This window comes from Kitasatospora sp. NPDC003701, assembly GCF_053587085.1.
Genome location: NZ_JBSFNM010000015.1, coordinates 86,540 through 99,100, shown reverse-complemented (window position 1 = coordinate 99,100; position 12,561 = coordinate 86,540). Strand labels below are relative to the sequence as shown.

Genomic DNA, 12,561 nt, shown 5'->3' with positions numbered 1-12,561 from the left:
CCGGAGCGTATGCTTCGGGCCCTATGAGCGAGCAGCCCCTGCCCCCGGTCCTGGTCACCCGCCGCCTCGCCCCCGGGGTGATCGAGCGGCTCACCGCGCGGCACGCCGTGACGCAGCACGACTCGGACCTGCCGATGGCCCGCGGCGAACTGCTGGCGGCGGTCCGTGGCCGGGCGGCGGTGATCACCACCCTGGACGACGTGGTGGACGGCGAGTTCCTGGACGCGGCCGGTCCGGGCCTGCGCGTCGTGGCCAACCACGCGGTCGGGCACCACAACATCGACCTCGCGGCCTGCGCCGCGCGCGGCGTGCTGGTCGGCAACACCCCCGGCGTGCTCACCGCCGCCACCGCCGACATGGCCTGGGCACTGCTGCTGGCCGCCACCCGCCGGCTCGGCGAGGGCGAACGGCTGCTGCGCTCCGGGCAGCCCTGGGCCTGGGCACCGAACTTCCTGCTCGGCCTGGAGCTGGCCGGCACCCCGCTGGGCGTCCTCGGCATGGGCCGGATCGGGCAGGCGGTGGCCCGCCGGGCCCGCGCCTTCGACATGCCGGTCGGCTACCACAACCGCCGCGAGCTGCCCCCGGAGCAGGCCGAGGGCGCCGAGTGGCTGCCCCTGGAGGAACTGCTCGCGAAGTCCACCGTGCTGGTGGTCACCTGTCCGCTCGGCCCCGCCACCCGGCACCTGCTGGACGCCCGCCGGCTGGCCCTGCTGCCGCCCGGCGCGGTCGTGGTCTCGATGACCGCCGGGGTGGTGGACGAGGAGGCGCTGGCCGCCGCGCTGGAGTCGGGCGCGCTGTTCGCCGCCGCCGTGGACAACTTCGAGCGCGAGCCCGCGGTGCCGTCCGCGCTGCTCGCCCAGGAGCGGGCGGTGCTGGCACCGCACCTGGGCAGCGCCACCGTGCGGACCAGGCAGGCGATGGGCGGCCTGGCGGTGGACAACGTCCTGGCGGTCCTGGCGGGCGGTGCGCCGGTCACCCCGGTGACCCCGGCCGCGGCCTGATCGAGGCCTGACTGAGGCCTGACTGCGGCCTGTCCGCGGCCCGGGCGGGCACGTGGCCGGGGCCTGCCGGGGCCCGTCGCGACCCGTCACGGCCCGGGCGGTCACGCCTGTGCGCCCGGGCGATCACCTCTGCACGGCGCGTCCGGTCACCCGGCCCGGCCCGATCGGTCACCCCGTCAGGGCATGAGCGGCCCGCCCGGTGGCCGGCCGGCCGGGGTCTGTCCCGCCGAGGTGTGGCCGGCCGCCCAGGCCAGCGCGGCGGTCATCACCCGGAAGGCGCCGAAGTGCGCGGCGCCGGGCTCCAGGAACAGCGCGGCCCCGGGGATGTGTTCGGCAAGCCAGCGCGAGTGCTCGACCGGGGAGAACTGGTCGTCCGCGCCGTGCCAGAGCCAGGTGGGCACGGTGATGTCCTGGACCTTGAAACCCCAGTCGGCGGTGAACGCCAGCACGTCGTCGATCCAGCCGTCGGCGCCGTGCCGGAACGCCTCGCGGTAGTTGCTCTGCAGCATCCGGCGCAGCCCGTTGTCGGCGACCACCTCCCGGTCGGTGGGCGGCAGCTCCGACCGCAGGCCCTTCAGCAGCCGGCCCGGGTCGGCCCTGATCTGCTCGGACCGGAACTGCATCGAGTCGGCGATCCGGCCGTGCCCGCGCTCGGCCTCCCGGTACGCGCGGACGTTGGAGGGGGTCATCCCGCCGTACCAGTCCAGGCCGGCCGCGTTCCGGGGCGCCAGGCCGACCAGGACGGCCACCCGGCTGACCCGGTCGGGCAGCAGCGCCGCACAGGCCAGCGCGTGCGGTCCGCCGCCGGAGCGGCCGAGCACCGCGAAGTCGGTGAGCCCGAGCGCGTCCGCGACGGTCCGCACGTCGGCGGCGGCCGCGCTCACCCGGCGGCCGGGCAGCCGGGTGGAGTCGCCGTAGCCGGGCCGGTCGTAGGAGATCAGCCGGACCCCCAGCCGGTAGAGCACGGTGCTGCGGGGGTGCGGGCCGACCCGGCTGCCGGGCATGCCGTGCATCAGGAACACCGGCCGGCCGCGCGGGTCGCCCACGATCTCGACGGCGAGGGCGCGGCCGTCGGCCGCCTTGACCATCCGTAATGACACGCGCGGCCTCCTCAGGCTCCGGTCCGGGCCCCGGTCGGGCCCGGTCAGTGGTCCCGGTCCGTCCCGCGGACCTCGCGGCGGGCCTGCCAGGTGGTGTGCTCCCGGGAGACCGCGTCCTCGGCGTCGCGGGCCAGCCGGGCCCAGATCTCCTCGGCGTCGGCCGACCCGACGTCCAGTCCGGTCAGCTGGCGGCGGATCAGCTCCAGCTCGTCGGCGGCCAGGGCGTAGGCGGCGGCCAGCGGCCGGTACTGGCGCAGCTGGGCCCAGGCGGCGACCGAGGCGGCCACCGCGGAGACCGTGCCGAGCGCGTCGTAGCGGAACCAGCCCATCGCCCGCAGGACGGCCAGCACCAGGCCGAGCAGCGGCAGCACCACACCCAGCACGCCGGTCCGGAAGCCGGCCCGGGCGCAGTACCGGGCCTTGGTCCGGTACCAGTCGTGCTGCACCTGGATCCGCTCCCGCAGGTACACGTCGCGGCGCACCGCCAGCGGCTGGGCGCGCAGTCCGCGCATCGCCTCGGTGATGCCGGTCCCGGCGCCGGCGTCCGGCGCGCCGCTCCCGCCGTCCGGCCCGCCGCTCCCGCCGTCCGGCCCGCCGCCCCCGGGGGCCGCCGTGCTCCCGGCCGTCGGGCCGAGGGCGCGGCTGCCCCGGAAGGCGTTCAGCACCCGGCCGAGCTGGAAGCGGTACAGCCCCTCGGCGTCCGGCAGGCTGCGCGGCGGCGGCTGGTACGCGTCGGCCCGGACGGCGAACTTCCAGGCCAGCGTCTTCACCGACTCCGCGGCCGCCCGGCCCTCGTACCAGAGGCCCTGCGGGTTCTGCCGGCTGATCACCAGGGCGAGGACGATCGCGCCCAGGTAGGCGACGGCGGCCGGCCAGGCCCAGGGCGCGCCGTCGGCGGAGCCGGCCGCGGCGGCGACCACGAGCAGCGCCAGCTCCCAGGCGGAGAGCAGCACGGACCGGCGCTGCCCCTGCAGCGAGGCGGAGTCGGCCACCCGGAACAGCTCGGGCAGCAGCTCCTGCTCGCACCCCCATCCCCTCGGACCCGCACCCGACGCCATCCTCGGCCCCCACCCGTCGCTCCGGTCGCACCGCTCTCCTGCCCCGACCGCCCGGCCGGTACGCCCGGCCGGGGCCCGGCCCGGCCGCATTGGCCGGGATACCGCCGGAGGTTGTCCCATACCGTGACACTCCGGGGCGCCGCACGGGGCGGCTCAGAAGGTGTAGAAGATCCGTTCCGCGTTGTCGGCCATCTGCTTGGCGTTCCACTCGGTGCCGCCGGGGACGTTGCCGGAGCGGAACAGCGGCGGGGCGGCGCCGTCGCCGTCGGCCGCCGCGTCGGCCAGCCGGCCGACCGCCGAGGCGACCACGGCCTGCATCAGCGCACTGGTGACGATGGTGGAGACCGGGCCGAAGGTGGTCTCGGCGCCCGGGTGGGTCAGCTCGCCGTCGCCGACCGCGATCTTGTTGTCCAGGACGACGTCGCAGTGGTCCTTCAGGTAGGTGCCGGACGGGTGCGCCGAGGGGACCTCCGCCGGGTACGCCAGCGAGGTCACCCCCACCACCTTCAGGCCGCGGGACCGGGCGTACTGGGCCAGCTCGACCGGCATGATCTGGCGGCCGGAGAGCGAGATGACGAAGAGCAGGTCCCCGGCGGTGGCGGGGGTGAGGTCCAGGGTGGTGGTGGCCAGGCCGGAGACCCGCTCCAGCGCACTGGCGAGCGGGGCCGGCATCACCGTCACCCCGGCCATCCCGGGGACGTCCAGCAGGTTGACCGGGACGAGCCCGCCGGCCCGGTAGACCACGTCCTGGGCGGCGAGCGAGGAGTGCCCGGAGCCGAAGGTGAAGACCCGGCGCCCCTCGCTGATCGCCCCGGCCAGCAGTGCGGCGGCCGCCTCGATGCTCCCGGCCTCCTCGGAGCGGACCCGCCGCAGGTGCTCGATCGCGGCGTCGAAGTACCGGCCGACCAGGTCACTCATCTGTTGCCTTCGCTCTCTGCCGGTGGGGGAGCCGGCCGGATGGGACGGCCGGGTGGTCCGGACCGCCGATGGAGAAAGCTACGGCCAGCACGGTGCTGCCTCACCGGTGTCGCTGTCAACAGGAACGAAAACCCGCCCCCGAAGCCCCTGCGCGGACCCGGTTGCCCGCCCGGTACGTCAGAATTGGCGATGAGGACACCGAGGAACGGAGCCAGCGGCGATGTCTGGGCTGATCGACACCACTGAGATGTACCTTCGCACCATCCTGGAGCTGGAGGAGGAGGGCATCACCCCGATGCGCGCCCGGATCGCCGAGCGTCTGGAGCAGAGCGGCCCCACGGTCAGCCAGACGGTCGGGCGAATGGAGCGGGACGGGTTGCTGCAGGTCGCGGGCGACCGCCACCTCGAACTCACCGAGGAGGGCCGCCGGCTCGCGGTGCGGGTGATGCGCAAGCACCGCATCGCCGAGTGCCTGCTGGTCGACGTGATCGGGCTGGAGTGGGAACAGGTGCACGAGGAGGCCTGTCGCTGGGAGCACGTGATGAGCGAGACGGTGGAGCGCAAGGTGCTCGCCATGCTCGGTCACCCCACCCAGTCCCCGTACGGGAACCCGATCCCCGGCCTGGACGAGCTGGGGGACGCCAAGGCGGAGGGCGAGGGCTTCGACGCCGCGCTCGTCCCGCTGGACTCGGTGCGGCCGGGCGACGGCGGCGCCAACGTGGTGGTCCGCCGGATCGGCGAGCCGATCCAGACCGACGGCGAGCTGATGCGCACGCTGCGCCGGGCCGGGATCCGGCCGGGCTCGACGGTGCGGGTCTCCGCCGGGGTCGGCGGGGTGCTGGTGGGCTCCGGCGACAACGCGGCCGAGCTGGGCAAGGAGATCGCCGCGCACGTCTTCGTCGCGCAGGCCTGACCACCGCGGGGGCGGCGCGCCCGGCGCGCGGCGCCACCCCGGTGGCCCGAGGTCTGGACGGCGCGGTGACGGCGAGGTCGTGACGGCACGAGGCAATGAGCAGGGCCCGGTGCTCCCGCGCACCGGGCCCTGCTCGTCCTCCCCGTCCCTCCCGCTCCCGCGGCACCGGCCTCCCCGAACCCGGCCGGTGCCACGGCCCCCCGCGCTCCCCTCCTGTTCCCTCCCGTCCCCTCCGTTCCCTCCCGGTTTCCCCTCCTGGTTCCCCTCCGCTCCCTCCCGACCGCCTCACCCGGCTTCCCCGTCCGAGCGACCCTTCCGGCGTCCCCTCACGATGGAATTCCTCCCCTCGGCAGATCATGGCAATCCTTGAGCGTTGTCACTCGTACGAGGGGCTTGTGCCGTTGACCAGCGGGTACATCGAAGCCTTATCCGCACATGCGTCTGACGGGCCCCGCCTCCGGTGGGAGGCAAGGCCCGTCAGTCGCGCGCGGGGTGTCGCGCATCGCGCGCCCTCACCCGATAGGCGTAGGGCGGCTGTTCTCGGGGCGGTGAATCATTCGGCCGATCCCGGCCCGCCCGCGCTCCGGGGCGCGGCCCGGGCCCCGGCCGGCCTCAGCGCACCGCCGCCGGCTGGGCCGGCTGCGGGCGGACCGAGGGCGCCTCGCGGCCGCACGCGTAGGCCAGCGGGCTGATCAGCTCGGCGGCGTCGGGCAGCCAGCGGTTCAGCGCGCTGGGCGAGCGGGCCCACTGGGCGAAGCCGCTCGGGCCGACCCGGGAGGGCGGGGCGACCGTCCAGTCGCCCTCGCCGCGGGCCACCAGGTCCAGCCGGCCCGGCGGCCAGCCGAGCCGGCGCAGCATCTCCGCCAGCTTGGCCGCCACTCCGGGCAGGACCAGGAAGTGCAGCCGCCGGCCGGACCGCCCGGGCGCGGCCGGGACGGCGACCACCGGGCCGAGCTGGAGGTCCATCCGCTCCATCCGGGCCAGCGCCAGACAGCCGGCCACCTCCGGCACGTCCAGGACGTCGAAGGACCGACCGGTGGGCAGCAGGATCGAGGCGTCGGGCCGTTCCGTCCACCAGCGCCGCACGGCTCCCGGACCGGCGCTCGCCTTGCGGGCCCAGTCCGCGTCGATCGGGTGCGCACCGGGCAGCGGGCAACGGTCGTCGCCGCAGGAGCAGCGGGCCGGCCCGTCGCCGTCGATCAGCCAGGCGCCCGGGGCGACCTCCCAGTGGCGGTTCTCGGCATAGCTGACGGCTTCGATGAGCAGCGGGGGGAGTCCGGCGTTGCCGCCCTGGTCGGGGGAGTCTGGGATGTCTTCCACGCGCTGCTCAACTACCGTGCGTGAGGCTGGTTACGGCCCGGCGGGAGCGGGTCTGCCGCGTAGCACCAATTGTCACCCGAACCGGTGAGGCAACCGAGTTGGCGTGGGCGGCGGTGGGCGCAGCGGGGGCGCACGGGAGCATTTACCAGGGCGCGTGGGGGGTGGGGATCGTCACCGTGGGTATCCCGGTGGCGTTGCTGATCGCTAACCTGGTGTCAGATTCCTTGGACGGTCGGACAGTCGGCAACAGATCAGCAGAATCGTCGCCCGCCGGCCGGGACCGGAGGGTGTGGGGAGGCGAAGCCAATGGCCGCGAGACCACTTGTCGCACGACAGCCCAACGAGCGTCTGCAGCAGCTGATCCAGGAGGCCAGCTGCTCGAACGCCGGCCTGGCGCGGAGGGTCAACCTCTGCGGGGCCGAACACGGCCTGGACCTGCGGTACGACAAGACCTCCGTCGCGCGCTGGCTCCGTGGCCAGCAGCCGCGGGGGCAGGCGCCGGCGGTCATCGCCGAGGCGCTCGGGCGAAAACTGGGGCGAGGTGTGTCGGTCGAGGAGATCGGCATGGCCGACGGCAAGAACCTCAGCTCCGGGATCGGGCTGCAGTTCGCGCCGACGCTGAACGCCGCGCTGGAGCAGGTCTGCGAGCTCTGGCGCAGCGACGTCGGCCGGCGGGACTTCCTGACCGGGGCGACGGTGGCGGCCTCCGCCCTGGTCGAGCCCAGCCGGGACTGGCTGATCACCCCGCCCGACCCGGTGGTGGCGCGCACCGGCGGACAGCGGGTCGGCCCGACGGACGTCGCGGCCATCAAGGCGACCACGGCGATGCTGGTCGACCTGGACCACCGCTTCGGCAGCGGGCACGTCCGCCCGGTGGTCGTCCACTACCTCAACAGCGTGGTCTCCGGCCTGCTCGGCGGCGCCTACCGGGAGGAGACCGGGCGGCAACTCTTCGCGGCGGTCGCCCGGTTGACGGAGCTGGCCGGCTACATGGCGGTGGACACCGGGCAGCCGGGACTGGCCCAGCGCTACTACATCCAGGCGCTCCGGCTCGCCCAGGCGGCCGACGACCGCGGCTACGGCGGCTACGTGCTGGCGGCCTCGATGAGCCACCTGGCGGCGACGCTCGGCAACCCGCGCGAGATCGCCCAACTCGCCCGCGCCGCACAGGAGGGCGCCCGCTCGGTGGCCACCCCGACGGCGATGGCGATGTTCTACGCGGCCGAGGCGCGCGGCCACGCCCTGCTCGGCGACGCCCGCTCCTGCGAGGCGGTGGCCGCCAAGGCGCTGGAGGCCATGGAGAAGCGCCGCCCGGAGGACGACCCGGACTGGATCGTCCACTTCGACGACGCCTACCTGGCGGACGAGCTGGCCCACTGCCACCGGGACTTGGAGCAGGCCGGCCAGGCCGAGCACTACGCCCGGCGGGCGCTCGACCTGCACCCGCCGACCAGGGTCCGGCGCCGCGCGGTGGACCTGGTGCTGCTGGCGACGGCCCAGCTGCAGCAGCGGGACCTCGAGCGGGCCTGCGAGACGGGCGCGCAGGCGGTCCGGCTGCTGAGCGGGCTGCGGTCCAACCGGGGCGTCGAGTACCTGGACGAGTTCCGGCGCCGGCTGGAGCCGTTCCGGGAGCAGCGGGTGGTTCGCGAGTTCCAGGCCCGGGCCGAGGCGGAGGCCGCCTGACCGGGGCGCCGCGCGGCGCGTGAGGGGCCGGTGAGGGATGGACCGCCCACGTGGTCACCCGGTTCGGTGAACCGGTAGCGTGGGCGCGACGTCCAAGGAACTGTGATGCTCCCAAGAACCGACGAGATGTGGTCCGCCGTCAGCGCGCGGTCGTGCACAGGTGAGGAATCGCGTTGAGCCAGCGCCGCTCGTACCCCAACTCGGGTGACTTCAACCTGGACGACCTGTTCCGCCCCGAGCCCGGTCAGCCACCGGGCCCGGGCGCCCAGGGCCAGCAGCAGCTTCAGCAGCCCGGCCAGCCCGGTCAGCAGCCGCCGGCCGGGCAGCCGCCCCTCCCGCCGGCCGGACAGCCCTCCGGGCAGCCGGAGTACCTCGGCGAGGGCGCGCACGCGCTGCCGACCCAGGCCATCCCGGCCCAGGGCGCCTCGTGGGGCGGCGCCCCGCAGCCCGGGTACGGCGCGCCGCAGCCCGGCCAGGCACCGGAGACGCAGTACCTGCCGCCCTACCCCTCGGGGGACCCGCAGGGGGCCGGCTACCCGGCGCAGCCCGGCTACCAGCAGCCCGCTCCGGGCTATCCGCAGCAGCCGGACCACGGCTACCCGGCCTACCAGCAGGCCCCGCAGGAGTACCCGGCCCAGCAGGGGTACGGCGGGCAGGACTTCCCGACCGCGCAGGTCACCGGCCGCGGCGGCAACGGCGGGCGGTCGTCCGGCAAGCTGATCATCGGCGGGGTGGTGGCCGGCTGCGTGGCCGCCGGCATCCTGGTCGCCGTCCTGATGAGCGGCGGCGACGAGGGCAAGACCGGCCAGGACAAGAAGGCCGCCCCGGTGACCACCGGCAGCAGCACGGCCGGCGGCTCGCCGACCGCGAGCGCTTCGGCGGCGACCGTCAGCCCGGAGGTCAAGGCCCAGGCCCAGGCCCTCTCCGACCTGCTGGGCACCGCCAACGACAGCCGCCAGGCGGTGGTCGGCGCGGTCGCCTCGGTGCAGAAGTGCGACAAGCTGCCGGAGTCCCAGCAGGCGCTGACCGACGCCGCGGGCAAGCGCCGGGACCTGCAGGCCAAGCTCGCCCTCCTCAAGACGGACAAGCTGCCCAGCGGCCCGCAGCTGGTCGAGCAGCTCAACGCGGCCTGGCAGGCCTCGGCGACCGCCGACGACGAGTACGCGGCCTGGGCCGCCGACGCGCAGGGCGCCTGCGACCCCAAGAAGATCGACAACCAGCACTACAAGAACGCCGTCCAGGCCAGCGGCACCGCCACCAACGCGAAGAAGCAGGCCTCCGGCCTCTGGAACGCCATCGCCGGTCAGACCGGCCTGCCCACCCGCGGCGACGGGGACCTGTAACTCGCCCGCTCGCGTCCGGGGCCCGGGGTCCGGGGCGGCCCGGGGTCCGGGGTCCGGGGTCCGGGGCGGCCCGGGAGCGGCAGGGGCCGTCGCCGGTCGCCCGGGACGGCCCCTCGCACCGCCGGCAGCCGTCAGGCCGGCGGCCGGCCCCCGGTGAGCACCCAGCGGACGTCCACGAAGCCCGGCTGCTGCAGGGTCAGCCGGCCGCCCTTGACCACCTGGTAGGTCACCCAGGTGTTGACCAGCCGCGGCGACTCGGTGCTGGGCAGCATGTTGGTGGTGCCCCAGTTCAGCGGCGGGGTGAGCCCGACGTCGATCTGCTCGCCGCCGTCCAGCAGCGCGGTCACGGTCTTGCTGGTGAGCGGCCGCCCGGCGGCGGCCAGCCGCTCGGACACCTGGCGGAACACCTCGTAGGCGACCCAGGTGGTCTGCACCCCGGGGTCCGAGACGTCGACGTTGCGGCCGGCGGCGGCGGAGTCGCCGCGCACCACCGAGCGCAGCGCGTCCCAGATCTTGGCGGACTCCGGCGGGTACCAGCTGGTGACGTAGGCGCCGGCCAGCGGGCCGCTGTCACCGCCGGTGGAGTCGACCACCGACTGCTGGACGCTGCCGATCACCGAGGCGACCCGGGTGTTCTTCGGGCCCAGCCGGCGGTAGGAGTCCAGCAGGTTGCCGGTCGGCTCGGCGCCCAGGGCGGAGGTGATGCAGTTCGCCGGCTCGTCCTTGCCGATCGCCTTGCGGGCGACCGGCGTGTAGTCGTTCGACTGCTCCGGTGCCTTGACGTCCAGCAGCTTGATCCCGGCCGGCTTGAGCGCGTTCGCCAGGTAGCCGAGCAGGCTGTCGCCGGCCGGGGTGTCCGGGCGGACCAGTGCGACGGCCTTGCAGCCGGCCTCCACCAGCTGCCGGCCGCTGCCGCCGATCAGGGCCGGCAGGCCACCGCCCACCGGGTACGACAGCGGGCTGCTGAACTCGGGCTGGGAGAGCCCGTACCCGCCGATCAGCGGGATGCCCGCGCGCTCCAGGACGGGCATGAAGTTGTCCCCGTACTGGCTGTAGGAGCCGAGCACGGCGACCGCCTTGGCGTCCACCGCCTGCTGCGCGCAGGCCGTGGCGCCTTCCGCGGTGTTGTGCTCGTTGCAGGTCAGGACCCGGACCGGCCGGCCGTTGAGGCCTCCCTTGGCGTTGAGGTCCCGGCCGATGGCCTCGGCGAGGGCCGTCATGCCGGGCCGGTCGGCGGAGCCGGTGCCGGCCGGGGCCCAGGTCATCACGGTCAGCTCGCCACTGCCGGTGGCGGCGTCGGCCGGTCCGCCGCACGCGGAGGCCGAGAAGAGGGTTGGGAGCAGCGCCACGGTGATGGCGGCTGCGGCGATCGGGCGGCGGTTGCGCCGTGCCGCGATCGGCTTCTGAGCCTGGGACGAGCCCCTTCGGCTGGTCATCGGTCTTCCCTCCCGGGGCGCTCTACTGCGCACCGGCACCAGCCAAGCCGGGGCGTCGCAAGCCGAGAGGGCCGAAAAGCGAACGGACGGCAAACGCCGCCCGAACTCCGGACAGGGACGCGTGTAGATCAGGAGGAGGAGCACGAACCGTCGGCGGGAACGTACGATCGTTCTCCATGTCCGCCAGCACAGATTCTTCGTATCGGTCTTCCCGAAACCCTTCTCGTCCGGGCCACCGCTCCAGCACGATGGGCGGCATGCCGCTCAACGACCTGCCCTGGTGGCGCTGGCGAGCCCGACTGCGCTCGGCGTTGCACATGCTGTCCGACCCCGGTTTCCAGCAGGAGACCTGGCTCTCCGGCCGGGAGGGCTTCGGCGACGTGACCGACGCCGTCTACCGGCTGGTCGAGGACACCTGGCTGGACCGCTGGTCCGCCGAGAAGTACGTCGGCACGATCTTCCGGGACTCGGCCGAGGCCGCGGTGGTGGACGTCGCGGTGCTGCGGGTGGTCCGGATCCTGCACCAGGTCGGTGCGGACGCCCCGGCCTCCGCCTACCTGGGCCACCACGGCTGGCCGGAGGCGGTCCGGGCGGCCCGCGAGGCCCACGTCAAGCTCGCGGTCAACGACGGCGAGGACCCGGACGCCCCGCCGCGCTCGCTGGACGTGCTGCGGATCCTGACCTCCTCCTGACCCCGCCCCGGGCCGTGCCGGCCGGGCGCGGGGCCGCCGCGTGCCCCGGCGCACCGGCTCCCGGTGCTCCGGCGCCGGTCCGGGCCGTCCCGCAGTGCGGGCAGCGGAACGGCCGCTGTCCAGGATGTGACACGCTGGACCGGTCACCAACAGCACGACCTCAGGACGGGATATCCCCACCGTGGAACAGCAGACGGCCAGCGCCCAGTACGTCCTCACGCTGTCCTGCCCCGACAAGCAGGGCATCGTTCACGCGGTCTCCAGCTACCTCTTCATGACCGGCTGCAACATCATCGACAGCCAGCAGTTCGGGGACGGGGACAGCGGACTGTTCTTCATGCGGGTGCACTTCTCCGCGGCCGAGCCGGTGAGCGTGGACAAGCTGCGGGCCAGCTTCGCCGCGATCGGTGCCTCGTTCGGGATGGAGTGGCAGATCCACCCGACCGAGGAGCGGATGCGGATCGTCCTGATGGTCAGCAAGTTCGGGCACTGCCTGAACGACCTGCTGTTCCGCACCCGGATCGGCGCGCTGCCGGTGGAGATCGCCGCGGTGGTCTCCAACCACACCGAGTTCCGTGACCTCACCGAGGGCTACGGCATCCCGTTCCACCACATCCCGGTCACCCGGGACAACAAGGCCGAGGCCGAGCAGCAGCTGCTGGACCTGGTGGCCAAGGAGAACGTGGAACTGGTCGTGCTGGCCCGCTACATGCAGGTGCTCTCGGACGAGCTCTGCACCGCGCTGTCCGGCAAGGTGATCAACATCCACCACTCCTTCCTGCCGAGCTTCAAGGGCGCCAAGCCCTACCACCAGGCCCACACCCGGGGTGTGAAGCTGATCGGCGCCACCGCGCACTACGTCACCGCCGACCTCGACGAGGGCCCGATCATCGAGCAGGAGGTGGCCCGGGTGACCCACGACATCACCCCGGACCAACTGGTCGCGCTCGGCCGGGACGTCGAGTGCCAGGCGCTGGCCCGCGCGGTGAAGTGGCACAGCGAGCACCGGGTGCTGCTCAACGGCACCCGCACGGTGGTCTTCGCGTAGGTCGGTCCGCTCCGGTTTGGCCCGGCCCGGTCCGGGGCCTGCCCGGCGG

11 protein-coding genes are annotated in these 12,561 nt (G+C 74.5%); 6 read left to right on the top strand and 5 right to left on the bottom strand.

The genetic code is table 11. The features are described 5' to 3' along the window. Positions 1–23 precede the first annotated feature (23 nt). Positions 24–1,001 carry a 2-hydroxyacid dehydrogenase gene (locus ACWDRR_RS16790; RefSeq protein WP_449772932.1) on the top strand — a complete coding sequence of 326 codons (978 nt, stop codon included), beginning with the start codon at positions 24–26 and terminating at the stop codon, positions 999–1,001. 176 nt (positions 1,002–1,177) lie between these two features. On the opposite strand, the gene ACWDRR_RS16785 is transcribed toward ACWDRR_RS16790, so the two are convergent. The 3 genes from ACWDRR_RS16785 to ACWDRR_RS16775 form a co-directional block, all read right to left on the bottom strand. After that, entirely contained in the window at positions 1,178–2,089 is a 912-nt protein-coding gene (locus ACWDRR_RS16785; protein ID WP_449773009.1) for an alpha/beta fold hydrolase, read from the bottom strand. 56 nt (positions 2,090–2,145) lie between these two features. After that, a complete protein-coding gene (locus ACWDRR_RS16780; protein WP_449772931.1) occupies positions 2,146–3,159 on the bottom strand; it encodes a DUF4231 domain-containing protein in 1,014 nt (337 codons plus the stop codon). Positions 3,160–3,312: 153 nt separating this feature from the next. Continuing rightward, on the bottom strand, positions 3,313–4,077 hold the full coding sequence (locus ACWDRR_RS16775) for a sugar isomerase domain-containing protein (protein ID WP_449772930.1): 765 nt from the start codon (positions 4,075–4,077) through the stop codon (positions 3,313–3,315). Between the two features lie 220 nt (positions 4,078–4,297). Between ACWDRR_RS16775 and ACWDRR_RS16770 the strand changes: the two genes are divergently transcribed. Next, on the top strand, positions 4,298–4,990 hold the full coding sequence (locus tag ACWDRR_RS16770; RefSeq protein ID WP_449772929.1) for a metal-dependent transcriptional regulator: 693 nt from the start codon (positions 4,298–4,300) through the stop codon (positions 4,988–4,990). A gap of 612 nt (positions 4,991–5,602) precedes the next feature. Here ACWDRR_RS16770 and ACWDRR_RS16765 read toward each other — a convergent pair. Beyond that, entirely contained in the window at positions 5,603–6,301 is a 699-nt protein-coding gene (locus ACWDRR_RS16765; RefSeq protein WP_449773008.1) for a bifunctional DNA primase/polymerase, read from the bottom strand. Between the two features lie 315 nt (positions 6,302–6,616). On the opposite strand from ACWDRR_RS16765, the gene ACWDRR_RS16760 reads away from it, so the two are divergent. Then, the gene (locus tag ACWDRR_RS16760) at positions 6,617–7,993 is read left to right on the top strand and encodes a transcriptional regulator (protein ID WP_449772928.1); all 1,377 of its coding nucleotides are present in this window, start codon (positions 6,617–6,619) and stop codon (positions 7,991–7,993) included. Between the two features lie 173 nt (positions 7,994–8,166). Then, on the top strand, positions 8,167–9,336 hold the full coding sequence (locus ACWDRR_RS16755; protein WP_449772927.1) for a hypothetical protein: 1,170 nt from the start codon (positions 8,167–8,169) through the stop codon (positions 9,334–9,336). Positions 9,337–9,467: 131 nt separating this feature from the next. On the opposite strand, the gene ACWDRR_RS16750 is transcribed toward ACWDRR_RS16755, so the two are convergent. Next, positions 9,468–10,772: an ABC transporter substrate-binding protein gene (locus ACWDRR_RS16750; protein WP_449772926.1), complete on the bottom strand. Its 1,305-nt coding sequence runs from the start codon at positions 10,770–10,772 to the stop codon at positions 9,468–9,470. A gap of 248 nt (positions 10,773–11,020) precedes the next feature. Between ACWDRR_RS16750 and ACWDRR_RS16745 the strand changes: the two genes are divergently transcribed. Both ACWDRR_RS16745 and purU read left to right on the top strand, forming a co-directional pair. Continuing rightward, positions 11,021–11,464, top strand: coding sequence for an SCO4402 family protein (locus tag ACWDRR_RS16745; RefSeq protein ID WP_442906840.1), 444 nt, complete (start codon positions 11,021–11,023; stop codon positions 11,462–11,464). Between the two features lie 181 nt (positions 11,465–11,645). Continuing rightward, positions 11,646–12,512 carry a formyltetrahydrofolate deformylase gene (purU, locus tag ACWDRR_RS16740; protein WP_449772925.1) on the top strand — a complete coding sequence of 289 codons (867 nt, stop codon included), beginning with the start codon at positions 11,646–11,648 and terminating at the stop codon, positions 12,510–12,512. Positions 12,513–12,561: the final 49 nt, after the last annotated feature.

Coding starts and splice junctions, on each gene's coding strand:
- ACWDRR_RS16790 (WP_449772932.1), top strand. CDS start 24: ATGAGCGAGCAGCCCCTGCCCCCGGTCCTGGTCACCCGCCGCCTCGCC.
- ACWDRR_RS16785 (WP_449773009.1), bottom strand. CDS start 2,089: ATGGTCAAGGCGGCCGACGGCCGCGCCCTCGCCGTCGAGATCGTGGGC.
- ACWDRR_RS16780 (WP_449772931.1), bottom strand. CDS start 3,159: ATGGCGTCGGGTGCGGGTCCGAGGGGATGGGGGTGCGAGCAGGAGCTG.
- ACWDRR_RS16775 (WP_449772930.1), bottom strand. CDS start 4,077: ATGAGTGACCTGGTCGGCCGGTACTTCGACGCCGCGATCGAGCACCTG.
- ACWDRR_RS16770 (WP_449772929.1), top strand. CDS start 4,298: ATGTCTGGGCTGATCGACACCACTGAGATGTACCTTCGCACCATCCTG.
- ACWDRR_RS16760 (WP_449772928.1), top strand. CDS start 6,617: ATGGCCGCGAGACCACTTGTCGCACGACAGCCCAACGAGCGTCTGCAG.
- ACWDRR_RS16750 (WP_449772926.1), bottom strand. CDS start 10,772: ATGACCAGCCGAAGGGGCTCGTCCCAGGCTCAGAAGCCGATCGCGGCA.
- ACWDRR_RS16745 (WP_442906840.1), top strand. CDS start 11,021: ATGGGCGGCATGCCGCTCAACGACCTGCCCTGGTGGCGCTGGCGAGCC.